This window comes from Citrobacter sp. KTE151, from assembly GCF_000398845.1.
GTDB lineage: Bacteria > Pseudomonadota > Gammaproteobacteria > Enterobacterales > Enterobacteriaceae > Citrobacter > Citrobacter braakii.
The window spans coordinates 405,434-424,564 of sequence record NZ_KB976066.1 but is presented as its reverse complement, the minus strand read 5'-3'; the positions used below and the strand labels follow the sequence as shown (position 1 = coordinate 424,564).

General features: G+C 54.0%; 20 protein-coding genes. 13 read left to right on the top strand and 7 right to left on the bottom strand.

What is annotated here, in order from left to right; translation table 11 throughout:
* Positions 1 to 3: 3 nt before the first annotated feature.
* Positions 4 to 453 carry a hypothetical protein gene (locus WC7_RS02340; protein WP_016155060.1) on the bottom strand — a complete coding sequence of 150 codons (450 nt, stop codon included), beginning with the start codon at positions 451 to 453 and terminating at the stop codon, positions 4 to 6.
* A 108-nt stretch (positions 454 to 561) separates the two neighbouring features.
* Between WC7_RS02340 and WC7_RS02345 the strand changes: the two genes are divergently transcribed.
* The 3 genes from WC7_RS02345 to WC7_RS02355 are packed head-to-tail and all read left to right on the top strand — an operon-like array spanning position 562 to position 2,370.
* A complete protein-coding gene (locus tag WC7_RS02345; RefSeq protein ID WP_016155059.1) occupies positions 562 to 909 on the top strand; it encodes a YidH family protein in 348 nt (115 codons plus the stop codon).
* The gene (locus WC7_RS02350) at positions 899 to 1,261 is read left to right on the top strand and encodes a DUF202 domain-containing protein (protein ID WP_016155058.1); all 363 of its coding nucleotides are present in this window, start codon (positions 899 to 901) and stop codon (positions 1,259 to 1,261) included. Before WC7_RS02345 ends, WC7_RS02350 begins: the two co-directional genes overlap by 11 nt.
* A complete protein-coding gene (locus WC7_RS02355; RefSeq protein ID WP_161623139.1) occupies positions 1,258 to 2,370 on the top strand; it encodes an anaerobic sulfatase maturase in 1,113 nt (370 codons plus the stop codon). Before WC7_RS02350 ends, WC7_RS02355 begins: the two co-directional genes overlap by 4 nt.
* Before the next feature lie 12 nt (positions 2,371 to 2,382).
* Here WC7_RS02355 and dsdA read toward each other — a convergent pair whose 3' ends face one another.
* Together dsdA and dsdX are read right to left on the bottom strand one after the other, a co-directional pair.
* On the bottom strand, positions 2,383 to 3,705 hold the full coding sequence (gene dsdA / locus WC7_RS02360) for a D-serine ammonia-lyase (protein WP_016155056.1): 1,323 nt from the start codon (positions 3,703 to 3,705) through the stop codon (positions 2,383 to 2,385).
* Positions 3,706 to 3,722: 17 nt separating this feature from the next.
* On the bottom strand, positions 3,723 to 5,060 hold the full coding sequence (dsdX, locus tag WC7_RS02365; protein WP_016155055.1) for a D-serine transporter DsdX: 1,338 nt from the start codon (positions 5,058 to 5,060) through the stop codon (positions 3,723 to 3,725).
* 229 nt (positions 5,061 to 5,289) lie between these two features.
* Here dsdX and dsdC point away from each other — a divergent pair, with 229 nt between their 5' ends.
* Positions 5,290 to 6,216: a DNA-binding transcriptional regulator DsdC gene (gene dsdC / locus WC7_RS02370; RefSeq protein WP_016155054.1), complete on the top strand. Its 927-nt coding sequence runs from the start codon at positions 5,290 to 5,292 to the stop codon at positions 6,214 to 6,216.
* Positions 6,217 to 6,294: 78 nt separating this feature from the next.
* On the top strand, positions 6,295 to 7,377 hold the full coding sequence (locus tag WC7_RS02375; RefSeq protein ID WP_032947245.1) for a cellulase family glycosylhydrolase: 1,083 nt from the start codon (positions 6,295 to 6,297) through the stop codon (positions 7,375 to 7,377).
* Here WC7_RS02375 and emrD read toward each other — a convergent pair.
* From emrD to tisB, 3 genes are all read right to left on the bottom strand, one after another.
* Positions 7,304 to 8,488, bottom strand: a complete 1,185-nt coding sequence (gene emrD, locus WC7_RS02380; RefSeq protein ID WP_016155052.1) for a multidrug efflux MFS transporter EmrD — start codon at positions 8,486 to 8,488, stop codon at positions 7,304 to 7,306. The genes WC7_RS02375 and emrD overlap by 74 nt on opposite strands.
* Before the next feature lie 193 nt (positions 8,489 to 8,681).
* On the bottom strand, positions 8,682 to 9,515 hold the full coding sequence (locus WC7_RS02385; protein WP_016155051.1) for a DMT family transporter: 834 nt from the start codon (positions 9,513 to 9,515) through the stop codon (positions 8,682 to 8,684).
* Between the two features lie 123 nt (positions 9,516 to 9,638).
* On the bottom strand, positions 9,639 to 9,728 hold the full coding sequence (tisB, locus tag WC7_RS02390; RefSeq protein ID WP_003023909.1) for a type I toxin-antitoxin system toxin TisB: 90 nt from the start codon (positions 9,726 to 9,728) through the stop codon (positions 9,639 to 9,641).
* A 522-nt stretch (positions 9,729 to 10,250) separates the two neighbouring features.
* Between tisB and ivbL the strand changes: the two genes are divergently transcribed.
* From ivbL to ilvN, 3 genes are all read left to right on the top strand, one after another.
* Complete coding sequence (gene ivbL, locus WC7_RS26145) at positions 10,251 to 10,349, top strand: ilvB operon leader peptide IvbL (RefSeq protein ID WP_016155050.1); 99 nt, start codon at positions 10,251 to 10,253, stop codon at positions 10,347 to 10,349.
* A gap of 107 nt (positions 10,350 to 10,456) precedes the next feature.
* Positions 10,457 to 12,145: an acetolactate synthase large subunit gene (gene ilvB, locus WC7_RS02395; RefSeq protein WP_016155049.1), complete on the top strand. Its 1,689-nt coding sequence runs from the start codon at positions 10,457 to 10,459 to the stop codon at positions 12,143 to 12,145.
* Positions 12,146 to 12,148: 3 nt separating this feature from the next.
* Complete coding sequence (gene ilvN / locus WC7_RS02400; protein ID WP_003023914.1) at positions 12,149 to 12,439, top strand: acetolactate synthase small subunit; 291 nt, start codon at positions 12,149 to 12,151, stop codon at positions 12,437 to 12,439.
* 1 nt (position 12,440) lies between these two features.
* Here ilvN and WC7_RS02405 read toward each other — a convergent pair whose 3' ends face one another.
* Positions 12,441 to 13,226 carry a DeoR family transcriptional regulator gene (locus tag WC7_RS02405; RefSeq protein WP_016155048.1) on the bottom strand — a complete coding sequence of 262 codons (786 nt, stop codon included), beginning with the start codon at positions 13,224 to 13,226 and terminating at the stop codon, positions 12,441 to 12,443.
* Positions 13,227 to 13,551: 325 nt separating this feature from the next.
* Between WC7_RS02405 and rbsK the strand changes: the two genes are divergently transcribed.
* From rbsK to uhpB, 5 genes are all read left to right on the top strand, one after another.
* On the top strand, positions 13,552 to 14,472 hold the full coding sequence (rbsK, locus tag WC7_RS02410) for a ribokinase (RefSeq protein WP_016155047.1): 921 nt from the start codon (positions 13,552 to 13,554) through the stop codon (positions 14,470 to 14,472).
* Positions 14,473 to 14,499: 27 nt separating this feature from the next.
* The gene (gene fucP, locus WC7_RS02415; protein ID WP_016155046.1) at positions 14,500 to 15,816 is read left to right on the top strand and encodes an L-fucose:H+ symporter permease; all 1,317 of its coding nucleotides are present in this window, start codon (positions 14,500 to 14,502) and stop codon (positions 15,814 to 15,816) included.
* Between the two features lie 11 nt (positions 15,817 to 15,827).
* Positions 15,828 to 16,841 carry an aldose 1-epimerase family protein gene (locus WC7_RS02420; protein WP_016155045.1) on the top strand — a complete coding sequence of 338 codons (1,014 nt, stop codon included), beginning with the start codon at positions 15,828 to 15,830 and terminating at the stop codon, positions 16,839 to 16,841.
* Positions 16,842 to 17,036: 195 nt separating this feature from the next.
* Positions 17,037 to 17,630, top strand: coding sequence for a response regulator transcription factor UhpA (gene uhpA, locus WC7_RS02425; RefSeq protein ID WP_016155044.1), 594 nt, complete (start codon positions 17,037 to 17,039; stop codon positions 17,628 to 17,630).
* Positions 17,627 to 19,129: a signal transduction histidine-protein kinase/phosphatase UhpB gene (gene uhpB, locus WC7_RS02430; RefSeq protein ID WP_016155043.1), complete on the top strand. Its 1,503-nt coding sequence runs from the start codon at positions 17,627 to 17,629 to the stop codon at positions 19,127 to 19,129. Before uhpA ends, uhpB begins: the two co-directional genes overlap by 4 nt.
* The last annotated feature ends 2 nt before the right edge of the window (positions 19,130 to 19,131 follow it).

Genomic DNA, 19,131 nt, shown 5'->3' with positions numbered 1-19,131 from the left:
AAACTAAACCGGTGAAACGTTGCCGAGAAAGGAGAAGATCAGAATAAGCAGGATGATGGCGCAGATAATTCCAATACCAAAAAGCAGGGCGTGAAAGGCGAGCGTTCCGCCACCAAAGCACATCGCACCACAAATACCCCAACGATTTTCTTTGCGCATGCCGCCAATAAATGCACATACCAGCGCGATGACGGCAAGAGCAATGCCGCTGTTATCCAGTATCTTATCGATATCTGTTGCTGGTTTTTCCACTGCGGTAGACGCTTGTTCGCCTTTCAGTCCAGCAAGAATACCTTTTTTAATGGCTGATACCTTCTCTGATACCACGCTTTCAAGCGTAGGAGGCGGGGCGGAAAAAGGGCCGAAAGAAAAATGAAAAATGCCAAGGATCAATGCAATGGCGCCAAAAAGCATTCCCAATGAGCTACATTTGTTTTGCGATAATATGTCCATCAGACCTCCTTGTGCTGGATGGCATAAAGAGTATCAGCAATACCATGTTCGCAATTCTGAAAGTGAGCAGCGTTTTAGCTGAACTGTGAAAGTAAAAAAGGAGTCCTGATGAAAATTTCCCGCCTTGGAGAAGCCCCGGATTACCGCTTCTCACTGGCAAATGAGCGTACCTTTCTGGCGTGGATCCGTACCGCGCTGGGGTTTCTGGCGGCGGGCGTTGGTCTCGACCAACTAGCACCGGATTTTGCCACGCCGGTAATTCGTGAGCTTTTGGCGCTGTTGCTATGCCTGTTTGCCGGTGGTCTGGCGATTTATGGCTACCTGCGCTGGCTGCGTAATGAGAGGGCGATGCGCCTGAAAGAGGATTTGCCCTATACCCATAGCCTATTAATCATCAGTCTGATTTTGTTGATCGTCGCGGTGATTGTCATGGGACTGGTGCTGTATGCCGGATAGCCGTAAGTCGCGACGTATCGCCGATCCGGGGTTACAACCGGAGCGAACATCGCTGGCCTGGTTTCGTACGCTTCTGGGTTATGGCGCGCTAATGGCGTTGGCGCTGAAGCACAACTGGCATCAGGCGGGCTTCCTGTTTTGGGTTTCAATTGTGGTGCTGGCGCTGGTGGCAATCGTTCTGTGGCGTTATACCCGCAGCCGTAATCTGATGGATGTTACGCATAGCGATTTTTCTGAATCTCGCGCGGTGCGTGACAAATTTATGATCTCCCTCGCGGTGTTATCCCTCGCAATACTGTTTGCTGTAACGCATGTCCGCCAACTTATTGCGTTTATCGGGAATTTAGCATGACAGGATGTCAGGTCATGGCCAAACCAGCCAGCTCTCGTTGTAACCTGGATTGTCGTTACTGTTTTTACATCGATAAACCCACTCAACCCGAAATGGATGACGCCACCTTAGAGACGTTTATTTGTCAGCATATCGCCGCACAGCCGGGGGCTGACGTGATGTTCGCCTGGCAGGGCGGAGAGCCAACCCTCTGTGGCATCGACTTTTTTCGCCGCGTAGTGACGTTGCAAAAACAGTACGGGGAAGGGAAGAAAATCCATAACGCGTTCCAGACCAACGGGATTTTGCTCAACGACGAATGGTGTCAGTTTTTGCACGATAACGGCTGGCTGGTGGGGATTTCGTTGGATGGCCCCGCCGAGTTGCACGATGCTTATCGTGTTAACCGCAGCGGAAAACCGACTCACCATAAGGTGGTGGACGCCATTGCCAGGCTCCGTAAGCATCAGGTGGAGTTCAATCTGCTGGTAGTGGTTAATTCTCTGAACAGCCAGCGACCAGGACAGATGTATCGCTACCTTCGCCAGCTTGGCACGCCTTTTTTGCAGTTCATTCCGCTGGTTGAATATGATGAAGACGGCGAGCTTACCGGCGAATCCGTCCCGCCTCAGGCGTGGGGAACCTTCCTGAATACCGTCTTTGATATCTGGGTCAGAGAGGATATTGGCCGCGTATTCGTCCAGTTATTTGATTCAACTCTGGGCGTATGGTGCGGACACCCGGCGCAGATGTGTTCGCTAAGCTCCACCTGCGGACATGCTTTTGCTCTGGAAGCGAATGGCGATTTGTATCAGTGCGATCACTATGTCCACCCAGATTTTCGCCTGGGTAATATTCATCGCACGTCGTTGAGTGAGCTCAACGCCAGCCCGTGGGCAGCGGCGTTTGGTCAGTCCAAGAGAACCACGCTGAGCGCGGAATGCCAGGCGTGTTCGCTATTACGCTTTTGCCATGGCGATTGTCCAAAGCATCGCGACAGTAGTGGAAAGAGTGCGATTTGCGGCGGATACAGCGCTTTCTTCAATCATACCGCGCCGCATATGCGCGTGATGCGTGACCTTCTGAAGCAACATCGCTCACCTATGGAACTGATGGCGATGCTGCGTTAAGTTCAGCGGCGTTTAACGTCCTTTGGCCAGATACTGCGCCATTTCGGCTTCCGGCACCATGCCACCGCCGGTCGCCCACACCAGGTGGGTGGCGTTATTGAGCTGCTCCGCGCTGAAGCCGTGCATTTGCTGATAGTCAGCGGAAGCGCAAACGTGCTGCGGACCGGCCATCCCGGCCAGCGCCGATGGCTCAAGGCGAATGCCTTCTTCCTGCGCCAGCCAGCCCAGCATGTCGTACATAGTCTGATCGTCCAGGGTGTACAGACCGTCGAGCAGACGTTCCATTGCCCGGCCAACAAAGCCGGACGCGCGGCCCACCGCCAGCCCATCTGCCGCTGTCAGGTTATCGATGCCAATGTCCTGCACAGAAATCGTATCGTGCAGCCCGGTATAAATCCCCAGCAGCATGCACGGTGAATGGGTCGGTTCTGCGAAGAAACAGTGCACGTTATCGCCGAATGCCAGCTTCAGGCCAAACGCTACCCCGCCAGGCCCACCGCCGACGCCGCACGGCAGGTAAACAAACAGCGGATGGTCGGCATCCACCACGCGCCCCTGCTGCGCGAACTGCGCCTTCAGACGCTGGCCGGCGACCGCATAACCTAAAAACAACGTGCGGGAATTTTCATCATCGATAAAGAAACAGTTCGGATCGGACTGTGCCGCCTTACGGCCCTGCTCAACCGCCACGCCATAATCTTCTTCATACTCCACGACCGTCACGCCGTGGCTGCGCAGTTTGGCTTTTTTCCATGCGCGAGCGTCGGCAGACATATGAACCGTCACCTTAAAGCCGATACGGGCGCTCATAATGCCGATCGACATCCCAAGGTTGCCAGTGGAGCCTACGGCGATGCTGTACTGACTGAAGAACTGTTTAAACTCAGGCGAAAGCAGAATGCTGTAATCGTCTTGTGTGGTCAGCAGACCGGCTTCCAGCGCCAGTTTTTCCGCGTGGGTTAGCACTTCATAAATACCGCCACGCGCTTTAATTGAGCCGGAAATCGGTAGATGGCTGTCTTTCTTCAGCAGAATTTCGCCGTTGATGCGCTGCCCATACTCTTTTTCCAGCCGCTTTTGCATCGCCGGGATCACGGCCAGTTCAGATTCGATAATGCCGCCGGTGGCTGCGGTTTCCGGGAATGCCTGCGCCAGATACGGCGCGAAGCGCGTCAGACGAGCGTGGGCATCCTGAACATCGTGCTCTGTCAGGCCAACATACGGTAAACCTTCCGCAAGAGAGGTAGTGCCAGGGTTAAACCAGGTCGTCTCCTTGAGAGCGACCAGATCTTCCACTAAAGGATGCTGGGCGATAAGTGTTTGAATGTTTTCCATAGTCAGTCTCTTTGCGCTTAGATAATAAAGGAAAGCAGGAATGTGCAAACCAGTGCAATAACGGACGCGATAAATGTCGCGGTCGTATAATATTTGAACGTCTCATTTAGGGTGGCGCCGCAGTACTGCTTCACCAGCCAGAAGAGGGAATCGGTGACGATCGTGCAGCCAATCGCGCCGGAACCGATGGCAATGGAGATGATCTCCGGGCTAACGTTGGGGTAGAGCGGCAGCATCGGGGCCACGATTGCCGTCGCACCCATCATTGCCACCGTGGCAGAGCCCACCGCAGCATGCAGGATTAACGCCACCAGCCAAGCCAGCAGAATCGGGTGCATATGCATGTTCGAGAGGATCAGCGCGAGAGTATCCGCCAGTCCGCTGCTCTTGAGGATAGCGTTGAATGCGCCGCCTGCGCCGATAATCAGCAAAATGTTAGCAATGGAGCCAAAACCGTTTTCGGTGTGGGTCAGCAGCGCACCCATGCCAATGTGCTGACGCAGGCCGAGAATGTAATAGGCCACGAAAACGGCAATAAACATCGCGGTGATCGGGTTACCAATAAACTCCAACAGCGTATAAACCGTGCTGCCTTTCGCCATGTTCAGCTCAGCGACGGTTTTTACCAGCATCAGGCCAATCGGCAGCAGTACGGTAAACAGCGTAGCGCCCAGCGATGGCAGCGTACTTTCGTCGCGCACCTTGAGGTCGGAAAACTCAGCCGGAACCGGTTTAAACGGCAGACGGTTACCGAGGAATTTCAGATACAGCGGACCGCCGATCAGCGAGGCCATTAAGCCCACCAGTAAGCCGTAGACAATCACGGTGCCAATGTCCGCGCCCAGCTTGTTCGCCACGAACAGGGCGGCTGGATGCGGCGGCACGACGCAGTGTACCGCCATCAGCGCTGTACATAACGGAATCGCCAGCTTCAGTAGCGAGGTATTGGTTTTTTTGGCAATTGAAAAGGCCAGAGGAATCAACAGCACTACGCCGACTTCAACAAACAGCGTGATCCCGCAAATCAGCCCGACCAGTACCATAATGACGTCAGCGGAAAGCCAGCGACAGCGCTGTAGCGTCAGGCCGATACGTTCGGCCGCGCCGGACACTTCCATCATTTTGCCAAGAATGGTCCCAAGGCCGATAACTGCGGCGAGGAAGCCCAGCGTACCGCCGATGCCACTCTCAATGGCATTGACCATATCCAGCGGCCCCATACCCATCATCGTACCCACGAAGAAGCTGGCTAACAGCAGCGCCAGAAACGGGTGGAATTTGAACTTCACGATGGTCAAAACGATTAACACGATGCTTATCAGCAGCGTGCTCACAACCCAGATTTGAGAGTGCATAACTCACCTTGCCCTGTGATTAATATAGGGTTATTGGACAAAAATAAGGCATAGTCTGACAAACGATATAAATCCCCTTTCACATGAGCCAGATTGCATCAAGTAGGTGATTTACGTCTAATTACGCTTTGTTTATGCGATATGGTTCACCTTGATTCATCTTTGTGCTGATTTTTGCAGCGAACTTTTTTACACTCCGGAGAATGAATCAGGAGGACAGGAGGTGAACATGGATCCCTTACGCGAGGTCAGAAATCGGCTGCTCAACGGCTGGCAGTTGTCAAAGCTGTATACCTTTGAAGTGGCGGCCCGGCACCAGTCGTTTGCGCTGGCGGCAGATGAGCTGTCATTAAGCCCCAGCGCTGTCAGCCATCGCATTAATCAGCTGGAAGATGAGCTGGGTATTCAGCTGTTTGTTCGTTCGCATCGTAAAGTGGAGCTCACCCACGAGGGCAAGCGGGTGTTCTGGGCGCTGAAATCATCGCTGGATACGCTGAATCAGGAAATCCTTGATATTAAAAATCAGGAGTTGTCCGGGACGCTCACCGTCTACTCACGGCCTTCTATCGCTCAGTGCTGGCTGGTTCCGGCGCTCGGCGACTTTACCCGTCGCTATCCGTCGATTTCGCTGACCATGCTGACCGGGAACGACAACGTCAATCTGCAGCGTGCCGGGGTCGATCTGGCCATCTATTTTGACGACGCGCCCTCCGCGCAGCTCACGCACCACTTCCTGATGGATGAAGAGATCCTGCCGGTATGCAGCCCGGACTACGCTCGCCGCCATGACCTTACCGGTTCGCTGGTGAATTTACCGCACTGTACGTTGCTGCATGACAGACAGGCGTGGAGTAACGACTCCGGGACCGATGAATGGCACAGTTGGGCGCAGCATTTTTCGGTGAATCTGCCGACATCGTCGGGAATTGGTTTCGATCGTTCTGATTTGGCGGTGATTGCGGCGATGAATCATATCGGCGTGGCGATGGGCCGAAAGCGGCTGGTGCAAAAACGCCTCGACAGCGGAGAGCTGGTTGCGCCTTTTGGCGATATGGCGCTGAAATGCCATCAGCACTACTACATCACTACCCTGCCTGGCAGACAATGGCCGAAAATCGAGGCGTTTATTCGCTGGCTTCAGGAACAGGTTAAATAAGCGGGCCGCGAATATTTTTTACGCTTTCTCGCTACACGCAAAGTGAAAAAGCATGCTAAATACGTGATATCACTCCTGATGATTTGCGTAAGGACGACCGTGTTAAAGCCGATTGTTTCCCTTTTACTGTTAGCCAGCGCCACCGTGTGTGCCGCGCAACCTGTGCTGACCGCGGCGCAGTATGCGCAGCAGCTTGGCGTTGGGATGGACGTAGACTGGGCGCGCACCGATCGGGGTATTCGTGAATTCGATCCGCTGGTGGTGCGGGATTACAAGGCGAAAGGGTTAACCCACGTGCGCATTCGCGTGGCGGGAGAGCCCACGGAGGCGCGGCTTATACATCTGCGCAAGCTGGTGGAAGCCTGCGAGCAGTATGGCGTGATCCCGATAATTGCCTATCAGGCTGACGAATATAAAAAAGATCCCAGTACCGGTAACGAAAAAGAGGTGGTTAACTGGTGGGTGGCGGTGGCGCATTACTTTGGTCAAAGCTCGCCGTTGCTGGGTTTCGACCTGATATACGAACCCTCTGATAAGCTCAATCATAATCAGGTGTCGCTCAATCGGGTGTATGACAAAACCATTCGTACTGTCCATGCCATCGACCCGCAGCGGATGATTTTTATCGCGCCGCGACTACGCGCCGCGCCGGAAGATTTGCCTGACCTGAAACTGCCGCCGCAAAGTCAGAATACCGTGCTGGCTCAATGGCATATTTTTCCGTGGGGGCCGCTGAAAAATAACGGTAAATATCCCTGGACCTCAGGCACAGCGGCAGAAAAGGCCGCTATTCGCGCCCGTATCAATACCGCCATTCACTGGCAGCAGAAAACAGGTCATGTCAGTTGGGTGGGAGGCTGGTCGCCAGGAGAAACCATCAGGAACGCGCCTTCTGCCTCGCAAATGGCGTTTGCCCAATTTATGGCGTGCGAACTGAAAAAAGCGAAAATTCCCTATGCTATCAATGCGGATACGCAGTTTTATGATGGCGAGGAAGGCGCCTGGCGTCCGGCGCTGGAGCCGTTACTGACGACGATGATCGTGCCTGAATGCGAAAAGCCCGGCGATAAGCCGGGCCATCATACGCTTAAACCGCCTGCCCCTGATGCGACACGCGTGACGCCAGCGGAAGCCAGCAAACAAAAATCAACAGTCCCATAAGGGTCATCAGCAGGCCCAGACTGGCTTGCCCGGTCTGCGGCAGCATTGCAGAGAACCACGCCAGCACGCCGGAACCAATATTCTGTAATCCCCCAACCAGCGCACCGGCAGTGCCTGCCAGGAATGGGAAAGGCTCCATTGCGCCACTGGTTGCCAGCGGAAACAGCATCCCGGCACCGAAGAAAAATAGTGCGGCGGGAACCAGCAGCGTCCAGACGTTCATCACGTCAAACAGGCCCGGGATCCACATCATTAAACCGGCTACCAGACAGCAGATAACCGACTGCCACATCAGCGTCGAGAAACGCTTATTCGGGCGACCGGCGAACCAGGCGCCGAAAAATGCCGCCGGGATGGGCAGAATAAACAGGATACTGACCACCATGCTGCTTAAACCGAGCCTTGCGCCCAACAATACCCCGGAGCAGGCCTCGAAGACCGCAACGCCCGCCAGGCCGCCGATCAGCATCAGCACGTAACAGGTGAAAGAACTGTTACCAAACAGCGTTTTATAGCTGGCGATAAGGCGTGGACGCGGTGCGCCCGCAGGACGCGTTTCCGGCATCCAGCGCGCCATGCTAAACGTGACGCCCGCGCACAGAACCAGCAGGAAAATGTAACAGGCGCGCCAGTTCCACAAGGTATCCAGCATGCCGCCAATCAGCGGGGCCAGCAGCGGACTCACCAGAATCCCCATGTTTAACAAACTATTCGCGTGGCGCAGCTGCGTGCCTTCGTACAGATCGCGCGGTAAGGTTCGCGCCATTACACCGCCGACGCCTGTGCCCATGCCCTGGATTGCACTGGCGATAATCAGTACCGTCAGGTTGTGGGTGGTAATCGCGACCAGCGTGGCCAGCATAAAAATAGACATTCCGGCGAGGATCACCGGACGGCGGCCAACGCGATCGGAAAGTGGGCCGTAAAACAGTTGTGACAGGCCGTAGGTCAGCAGGTAGGCGGCCATTACGCTTTGCACCGCTCCTTCGCGAACGTTCAGTTCACGCGCCATATCAGCAATCGCGGGGATATAAATGGTTTGCGCCATCTGACCTACCGCCACCAGTAATACCAACATCAACAACAAATTGACGCTTCTATGCCTTTTCATTTCGCTGATTACTTTTAAAAAAGAGAAAAAAGAAGAATAAGGTGCTGTACTTTCCCGTAAATGCGCGTGGAATCTACCACAACAGAAAAAGAAGGCCAGATAGTGGGCTGGAATGTTTACGCGATGAACGGCAGGAAATGTAAACAAAAAGCGGCAACAAATGTTGCCGGATTGCATCGGCTTTACGGCGCGATCATGACAAGCGAAGTAAGACAGCGCCTACGGCAATACCGGCGGCCGCGACAAGGCGTATTCCGGCAACCTTTTCTTTCAGCAGCAGCCAGGCGAGCAGAGCGCCAAACAGAATGGAGGTTTCACGCAGCGCTGCGACCACCGCCAACGGAGCCTGGGTCATGGCCCACAGCGCCAGACCGTAAGAACCCATCGTACCAATTCCACCCAGAATACCTTTCTTCCACTGTTGTACCAGATAGCGTGACGCTTCCCGGCGCCGGGCGATCATCGCCCAGCCCAGCAGACAGGAACCGTTCAGAAAGAAGGTCCACAGCGTATAACCGAGCGCGGTTTCTGATAAGCGTACGCCGGTGCCATCAACCAGCGTGTAACCGGCGATAAAGCAGGCGTTAATGAGCGCCAGTACGATCCCGCGTTGTGAGCTGCTGCGTCCGTTAAATGCCATGCCGAGAATGGCCAGACAGATCGTAGCAATCCCCACCCAGGCAAACACAGACAGGCTATCGCCAAGGAACAAGACGCTGATAATCGCAACCAGCAGCGGTGCTGTCCCACGCATCAGAGGATAGGTCTGACTCATATCCGAAACCTGATAGGTTTTGGCGACCAGGACCGTATACACCACTTGCAACGCAGTTGAGACGGCCAAAAACGGCAGGCTGGCGGTGGAAGGCTGAGGCGCGAAGGGTAAGCAGATCAATGCCATAATCGCCGCGGAGCCGCTGACGCCAATCGCCGAGTACAGTTTATCGTTACCAGCTTTAACAATGGCATTCCAACTGGCATGCAGCAGCGCGGCAAACAGCAAAATGCAGAAAACAGAAAGCGTCATGGTGGCGTTCTTCCCTGAGAATGTCATAAAAACGTAACATATTGGCGCGAGACAAGCACCAGGGAGAAGGTGAAAGGGGAGCGGAGTGTTACCCGCTCCCCTTAGGTGCGACTTGAATCCGAATTACTTAACGTATTTCAGAACGGCATCAAGTAGTTGCAGTGCTGCAACAATGAGTTTGAGGATAAGAATAGCGATATCCACGAGGCTCATACGCTCTCCTTTTGGTACAAGGAGCACGGTGCTGACGTACCTCGCCGCTGCCTGTTGCCAGCACCTTTGTTGACATAACACAGTGTGCTCACACGGGGGTTAAGGCGCTGACGGCACCACCCGTTTCAGCCAGGACTTTGATGCGCCGGTTTACGATGCGGCCCCCGCATAACACATTGCGTACCGAGACATTATAGATATACACTGTATAAATTAACAGTATTTTGTGGACATTGTGCCATTCATGTTCCATACTCAAAACCATCAAAATTCGTGCCGAAATTGCGTGTTCTTCGCAGAACGCGTATACTTTTTCCGTTGACATAACACAGTGTGTTCGGCGGCTACCAACCGCACAGCGCTGAAAAAAACCTCGCTCCGGCGGGGTTTTTTGTTTTCCGACTCTGCACAGCGAAATGTGATCGTTGACGCACTTTTATGCAGATGAAAAATTTTCCATTGTCACGCTGAAAAACCTGTGTTTGTATAAATCCAGTTAATCAACAAACAGACAGGTCCCTAATGAACCCTTCCATGCTGACTGCGACCCTACTAGAAACTGCGCCATCTCGCGCAGCGGTCGTCGTGCGTGTGGTGGTGGTCGTCGGCAATGCGCCGTAGGGTCCGGATCAACACACGATTCCAAAACCCCGCCGGCGCAAACCGGGCGGGGTTTTTCGTTTAAGAGACCTGCCCGAAGCAAAGGCCCAGAATAAAAGGACTGGAGCATGGCAAGTTCGGGCATAACATCCAAGCGTACGCGTTTTACGGGCGCAGAATTCATCGTTCATTTCATGGAACGCCAGGGGATTCAGGTGGTCACCGGTATTCCTGGCGGATCGATTCTTCCCGTGTATGACGCCTTGAGCCAAAGCACGCAAATCCGTCATATCCTGGCGCGCCACGAGCAGGGCGCGGGGTTTATCGCGCAGGGGATGGCGAGAACCGATGGTAAACCCGCCGTCTGTATGGCCTGTAGCGGACCGGGCGCGACCAACCTGGTGACCGCCATTGCCGACGCGCGGCTGGATTCTATCCCGCTGGTGTGTATCACCGGGCAGGTTCCGGCCTCAATGATCGGGACCGACGCCTTCCAGGAAGTCGACACCTACGGCATCTCTATCCCCATCACCAAGCACAACTATCTGGTCCGCCATATCAGTGAATTACCGCAGGTCATGAGCGATGCGTTCCGCATTGCGCAGTCCGGCCGTCCGGGCCCGGTGTGGATAGACATTCCTAAAGATATTCAAACCGCCGTTTTTGAAATTGAAGAGATGCCGGAGCCTGCGCAGAAAATGGCGGCACCGGCGTTCAGCCAGGACAGCATTCGCGATGCCGCAGCTATGATTAACGCCGCACAGCGTCCGGTGCTGTATCTCGGCGGCGGCGTGATTAACGCGCCTGAGCGGGTTCGTGAACTGGCAGAAAAAGCCATGCTGCCCACCACCATGACCTTAATGGCGCTCGGTATGCTGCCGAAAGCGCATCCGCTGTCGTTAGGCATGCTGGGTATGCATGGCGCACGCAGCACTAACTTTATTCTGCAAGAAGCGGACTTATTGATTGTTCTGGGCGCACGTTTTGATGACCGGGCGATTGGTAAAACTGAGCAGTTCTGTCCGAACGCCAAAATCATCCACGTGGACATCGACCGCGCGGAGCTGGGTAAAATCAAACAGCCGCACGTGGCGATTCAGGCGGATGTCGATGAGGTTCTGGCGCAACTGATCCCATTAATTGACGCGCAGCCGCGAGAGTCGTGGCATCAAATGGTGGCCGATTTACAACGCGAATTCCCCTGCAGCATTCCGCAGGAAAGCGACCCGCTCAGCCACTATGGGCTGATCAACGCCGTAGCGGCCTGCGTGGATGACAACGCCATTATCACCACCGACGTAGGCCAGCATCAGATGTGGGCCGCACAGGCTTACCCGCTGAACCGTCCGCGTCAGTGGCTGACCTCCGGCGGTCTGGGAACCATGGGCTTTGGCCTGCCGGCGGCAATTGGCGCAGCGCTGGTCAACCCGGACAAAAAGGTGCTGTGCTTCTCCGGCGACGGTAGCCTGATGATGAATATTCAGGAAATGGCGACGGCCAGCGAAAATCAACTGGATATTAAAATCATCCTGATGAATAACGAAGCGTTGGGTCTGGTGTATCAGCAGCAGAGTTTGTTCTATAAGCAGGGCGTTTTTGCAGCGACATATCCGGGGATGATTAACTTTATGCAGATAGCCGCCGGGTTTGGCCTCGAAACCTGCGATTTGAATAACGAAGCGGATCCACAGGCAGCGTTGCAGGAGATTATTAATCGCCCTGGACCTGCGCTGATCCACGTGCGCATCGATGCCGAAGAAAAAGTGTACCCGATGGTGCCGCCGGGTGCGGCAAACACAGAAATGGTGGGGGAATAAGCCATGCAACAGCAGACTCATGACAACGTAATCCTGGAACTCACCGTACGCAACCATCCGGGCGTAATGACCCACGTCTGCGGGCTGTTTGCCCGCCGCGCATTCAACGTGGAAGGCATTCTCTGTCTACCGATTCAGGACAGCGACAAGAGCCGCATCTGGCTACTGGTCAACGACGATCAACGTCTTGAGCAGATGATAAGCCAGATCGACAAGCTGGAAGATGTGGTGAAAGTGGCCCGCAACCAGTCCGACCCGTCGATGTTTAACAAAATCACGGTTTTCTTTGAGTGAGTTAGTCGCCGTCTGAATCCGGGGTGATGACTTTGACAGAACCGTTCCGGCAGTGGGTTGCGTAATCTGCCGGCAACGGACGATCGCTTATCAGTACGTCAAAAGTGGAGAGCGGACCAATGCTGGCGGGAGCAACCTCATCAAACAGGGCGTGGCGCGTCAGCAGAATTTTGCGCAATCCGCGTTCCATCGCTTTGCGTTTGGTGGCCAGATCGTCCGGATTGAACCAGCTAACGCCGAAATGCTCATGGACTCCGCTGGCAGAGATAAACACTTTTCGCGGGTTGAGCGCATCCAGCGGAGAGGGATTGCTGGTGTCGTAAAAGGCATCACTTTTCGCCCGATAGGTGCCCCCGCAAAGAATCACCGTGGCGTTGGGTTTTTCATTTAGCGCCACGAATACCCGGTGTGAGTAGCAAATTCCGGTAAAGATAATATCGTCCGGGATCATGCTGACGACTAATGGCATTTCGGCACCATTATCAAAAAAGACCAGATCGTTTTCACTGACCAGTCCCGCGGCCAGAATGGCAACCGGTAAATCGTCGCGATGATACTGCTTTTGCACGGGGAGCGGAGCGTTAACGAGGGTGGCAGGCTTGTTCACCATCACGATGTAACCACCGAGTAGCGTAAGCGGCAATGGTTCGTCATCCTGGCTGAGATCCCGACGGATGGTCATCACGGAAACCTCCAGCATGCGCGCCGCCTCTTTCAGATGGATTCTGTCGGTCTTCTTCAACAATTCCATCAGACGTCGAATACGTTCTTTTTGCTTGGTTTCCATGCACACTCTCCACGAATCATGTTTTCATGTTCCTTCAGTAACATTTATGTGTTTCTGAGAACATGACATTGCTGCATTACTATACGTCTGACCATTGGGAAATAAAAGCGTGTTTTTACACGTTTTATTGATTATAAGCAGCGAGTTTTCAGTCAATTGTAAGCAAGTTAATCATTTTGAGTGTGATAGAGACGCAACATTTAGCATAATAAATAAACAATAAAATGATCCTCCAATCGCGATCCTAGTCACAAATGATACGGAAGTAACATGATAATGTTATTTTAATATCATTGTTGTGTGATTGTTTCTGAGAGGTAGTAAAATGGATATCGCGGTTATTGGCTCCAACATGGTGGATCTCATCACCTACATCAACCAGATGCCCAAAGAAGGGGAAACGCTGGAAGCGCCCGCCTTTAAAATTGGTTGTGGCGGTAAAGGGGCAAATCAGGCCGTTGCGGCTGCTAAGCTCAATTCCAAAGTGCTGATGCTGACGAAAGTCGGTGATGATATTTTTGCGGATAACACCATTCGTAATCTCGAATCCTGGGGGATTAATACGACCTATGTCGAAAAGGTACCCTGCACCAGCAGCGGCGTTGCACCGATCTTTGTTAATGCAAACTCCAGCAACAGCATTCTGATTATTAAAGGCGCCAACAAGTTTCTCTCCCCGGAAGATATCGATCGCGCAGCGGAAGATCTGAAAAAGTGTCAACTTATTGTCCTGCAGCTGGAAGTACAGTTGGAAACGGTTTATCACGCGATTGAATTCGGTAAAAAACACGGTATTGAAGTGTTATTAAATCCCGCCCCTGCATTACGGGAATTAGATATGTCTTATGCCTGTAAATGCGATTTCTTCGTGCCAAATGAAACCGAGCTCGAAATATTAACCGGTATGCCGGTGGATACCTATGACCATATTCGCGCCGCGGCACGTTCTTTGGTCGATAAAGGTCTGAACAATATTATCGTCACCATGGGGGAGAAAGGTGCTCTGTGGATGACGCGTGACCAGGAAGTCCATGTCCCGGCGTTTAAAGTGAACGCTGTCGATACCAGTGGCGCAGGTGACGCTTTCATCGGTTGTTTTGCCCACTATTACGTTCAAAGCGGTGATGTCGAAGCCGCCATGAAAAAAGCCGCTCTCTTCGCTGCATTCAGCGTTACCGGGAAAGGCACTCAATCATCTTATCCAAGCATCGAACAATTTAATGAGTTTCTTATCTTAAACGAATAATACTCCTGCATTGTAAAAGGTAGCACTATGAACGATAAAAACATCATTCAGATGCCCGACGGCTATCTGAATAAGACGCCTCTGTTCCAGTTTATTTTGTTATCCTGTTTATTCCCTTTATGGGGATGCGCAGCCGCATTAAATGATATTCTGATTACGCAATTCAAAAGCGTATTTTCACTCAGCAACTTTGCTTCGGCATTAGTTCAGAGTGCCTTTTATGGCGGTTATTTTTTAATTGCGATTCCGGCATCTTTGGTGATTAAAAAGACCAGTTATAAAATCGCCATCTTAATGGGACTGACCCTTTATATTGTTGGCTGTACGCTCTTTTTCCCGGCATCGCACATGGCCACCTACACCATGTTCCTCGCGGCAATTTTTGCGATTGCGATTGGCCTGAGCTTCCTGGAAACTGCGGCCAACACCTACAGCTCCATGATTGGCCCAAAAGCGTATGCCACCCTGCGCCTGAACATCAGCCAGACCTTTTACCCCATTGGCGCAGCCGCCGGTATTCTGCTGGGTAAATATCTGGTCTTCTCTGAAGGCGAGAGTCTGGAAAAACAGATGGCTGGGATGAACGCGGAGCAGATCCACAACTTTAAAGTGTTGATGCTGGAAAATACCCTTGAGCCTTACAAGTATATGATTATGGTGCTGATTGTGGTGATGGTGTTGTTCCTGCTGACCCGCTTCCCGACCTGTAAAGTCGCGCAAACGGCGAGTCATAAACGTCCGTCAGCGATGGATACGCTGCGTTATCTGGCCAGCAATGCCCGTTTCCGCCGTGGGATTGTGGCGCAGTTCCTGTACGTGGGGATGCAGGTCGCGGTGTGGTCATTTACCATCCGTCTGGCGCTGGAATTGGGTGATATCAACGAGCGCGACGCCTCAACCTTCATGGTCTATAGCTTTGCCTGCTTCTTTATCGGCAAGTTTATCGCCAACATATTGATGACACGCTTCAATCCGGAAAAAGTGCTGATCCTCTACTCCATCATTGGCGCACTGTTTCTGGTCTATGTTGCGCTGGCGCCAAGCTTCAGCGCCGTGTACGTTGCCGTACTGGTGAGCGTCCTGTTTGGACCCTGCTGGGCGACAATCTATGCCGGTACGCTGGATACCGTGGATAACGAACATACTGAAATGGCGGGAGCAGTCATTGTCATGGCGATTGTTGGTGCAGCGGTGGTTCCGGCAATTCAGGGCTATGTGGCCGATATGTTCCACTCGCTACAACTCTCGTTCCTGGTCTCCATGTTGTGCTTCGTGTACGTCGGTATCTACTTCTGGCGTGAAAGCAAAGTGCGCAATAACCTGGCTGAAGCGACTGTTTCCTGAGGAGAGCGATCATGACAACACGTATCACGCTGTGGCGGGAACTCTTTGCAGAGCATCCGCGAATCTTACTGAAGAATAGCGACTTCACGGTTACCGCATTTCGTTACGCCAGCGGTGTGGAAGGGCTGAAGGTAGAAAACAGTCGTGGACATCTGGTTATTCTGCCCTGGATGGGGCAGATGATCTGGGATGCTCAGTTTGACGGGCATGAACTGACCATGCGCAACATGTTCAGTCAGCCGAAACCGGCTGCGGAAGTGGTAGCGACTTACGGCTGCTTTGCTTTCCACTCGGGTATATTGGCTAATGGCTGCCCTTCGCCGGAAGATTCTCACCCGTTGCATGGCGAAATGGCCTGTGCCGCGATGGATGAGGCCTGGCTGGAGCTGGAGGGAGAGAATTTGCGCGTGAGCGGACGCTACGAGTATGTGATGGGATTCGGTCATCATTATCAGGCGCATCCTGCGGTGGTTATGCGCAAAGCGAGTGCGCAGTTTGATATTCAGATGGCGGTCACCAACCTCGCCTCAGTGGCAATGCCCTTACAGTATATGTGCCATATGAACTATGCCTACGTACCGGAAGCGACCTTCAGCCAGAATATCCCGGATGAAGCCATGAAGCTGCGTGAGTCGGTACCCGCGCATGTTAAGCCTACCGAGCAGTGGCTGGCGTTTAATCAGCGGATCATTCAGGGCGAGACCTCGCTGGGGCGCCTCAACGAGCCCGATTTTTACGATCCGGAAATCGTTTTCTTCGCTGACCAACTGGACCGATACACGGATAAGCCTGAATTTCGCATGATCGCACCTGATGGCACCACGTTCGTGACACGTTTCTCGAGCGCGGAGCTGAATTATGTCACCCGTTGGATCCTCTATAACGGCGATCAACAAGTGGCAGCCTTTGCCCTACCTGCGACCTGTCGCCCTGAAGGCTTCCTGGCGGCGCAGCGAAAAGGCACGTTGATTCAGCTAGAACCGCAGCACACCCGCACATTTACCGTCACAACAGGCATCGCCTGATCGCTCAAGGCTTAAACAGCAGCGCGTCGGAACACAAAATCCTTCAAGCTGCATAAGGCGGCAAGTCTGCTCACCTCAGAAGCTTACTCAAGTCAGTGACTGGGGTGAGCAGACCAAGCCAACGCAGAGGCTGCTTGAAGGATAAAGTGTATATCGTTAAGGTAAGCACGTTTTTTATCCCCCAGGACAGAACCCATGATCACCGTTGCCCTTATCGACGACCACACTATCGTCCGCTCCGGCTTTGCCCAGTTGCTGGGGCTGGAACCTGATTTGCAGGTTGTGGCTGAGTTCGGCTCAGGCAGCGAGGCGCTGGCGGGATTACCGGGACGTGGCGTGCAGGTATGTATCTGTGATATCTCGATGCCTGATATCTCCGGTCTTGAACTGTTAAGCCAGTTGCCAAAAGGGATGGCGATTATCATGCTCTCCGTCCACGACAGCCCGGCGCTGGTGGAGCAGGCGCTCAACGCGGGCGCGCGTGGTTTCCTTTCTAAACGCTGTAGCCCTGATGAGCTGATCGCGGCGGTGCATACCGTGGCGACCGGCGGCTGCTATTTGACGCCGGATATCGCCGTCAAACTGGCGGCTGGTCGTCAGGATCCGCTGACCAAACGCGAACGTCAGGTGGCGGAGAAACTGGCGCAAGGCATGGCGGTAAAAGAGATTGCCGCCGAACTGGGCCTGTCGCCGAAAACGGTGCACGTGCATCGCGCTAACCTGATGGAAAAACTGGGCGTTAGCAACGATGTCGAACTGGCCCGCCGGATGTTTGACGGCTGGCAATGAACACGCTCTGTTCCCGGTTCATCACCGTTGTTGCCTGCTTCTTTATCTTCTCTGCCGCGTGGTTCTGCTTGTGGAGTATCAGCCTGCACCTGGTTGAGCGCCCGGAGCTGGCGGTACTGCTGTTTCCGTTTGGCCTGCGTCTGGGGCTGATGCTGCAATGTCCACGCGGCTACTGGCCGGTGCTGCTGGGTGCGGAATGGCTGCTTCTTTTCTGGCTGGCGCAGGAAGTGGCGCTGGCTCACTTGCTACTTTTGATGATCGGGAGCTTCCTCACGTTACTCCCGGTGATGCTGATTTCGCGCTACCGCCATCAGCGCGACTGGCGCACGCTGCTGTTGCAGGGCGCGGCGCTGACGGCGGCGGCGTTGCTGCAATCGCTGCCCTGGCTTGGGCAAGGCGAAGAGGCGTGGAATGCCCTACTGCTGACGCTCACCGGTGGATTAACGCTGGCTCCGATCTGTCTGGTTTTCTGGCACTATCTTACCAGCACCACCTGGTTGCCGCTGGGTCCGGCGGTGGTGTCTCAGCCGGTGAACTGGCGCGGGCGGCATCTGGTCTGGTATCTGCTGCTGTTTAGCGTCAGCCTGTGGTTGCAGCTTGGCCTGCCCGATGAACTGTCACGCTTCACGCCGTTTTGCCTCGCACTGCCGATCATTGCGCTCGCCTGGCACTACGGCTGGCAGGGGGCACTGATTGCCACGTTAATGAACGCCATTGCGCTGATTGCCAGCCAGACCTGGCACGATCATCCCGTCGACCTGTTGCTCTCCCTGCTGGTGCAAAGCCTGACCGGGCTGCTGCTCGGCGCGGGGATCCAGCGTCTGCGCGAGCTTAACCAGTCGCTGCAAAACGAATTAGCGCGCAACCACCGTCTGGCTGAACGCCTGCTGGAGACCGAAGAGAGCGTGCGCCGGGATGTGGCGCGCGAACTGCACGATGATATCGGTCAGACCATCACCGCCATTCGCACCCAGGCGGGCATTGTCCAGCGGCTGGCGCCGGAAAACGCAGGGGTGAAGCGCAGCGGGGCGCATATCGAACAACTTTCTCTTGGCGTGTACGATTCGGTGCGTCGTCTGTTGGGTCGTCTGCGTCCGCGCCAGTTGGATGATCTCACGCTGGAACAAGCGATCCGCTCATTGATGCGTGAAATGGAGCTGGAAAGCCGTGGCATTGTCAGCCACCTTGACTGGCGAATTGACGAATCTGCACTCAGCGAAAGTCAGCGGGTGACGCTGTTTCGCGTCTGTCAGGAAGGGCTGAACAACATCGTTAAGCACGCCAACGCCAGCGCGGTGACGCTTCAGGGCTGGCAGCAGGATGAACGGCTGATGCTGGTGATTGAGGACGACGGCAGCGGCCTGCCGCCGGGGTCGAATCAGCAGGGATTTGGCCTCACCGGGATGCGTGAACGTATTACCGCCCTCGGGGGATCGCTCTCGATTTCCTGTACGCACGGCACGCGGGTCAGCGTGTCGTTACCCCAGCGTTATGTGTAAGG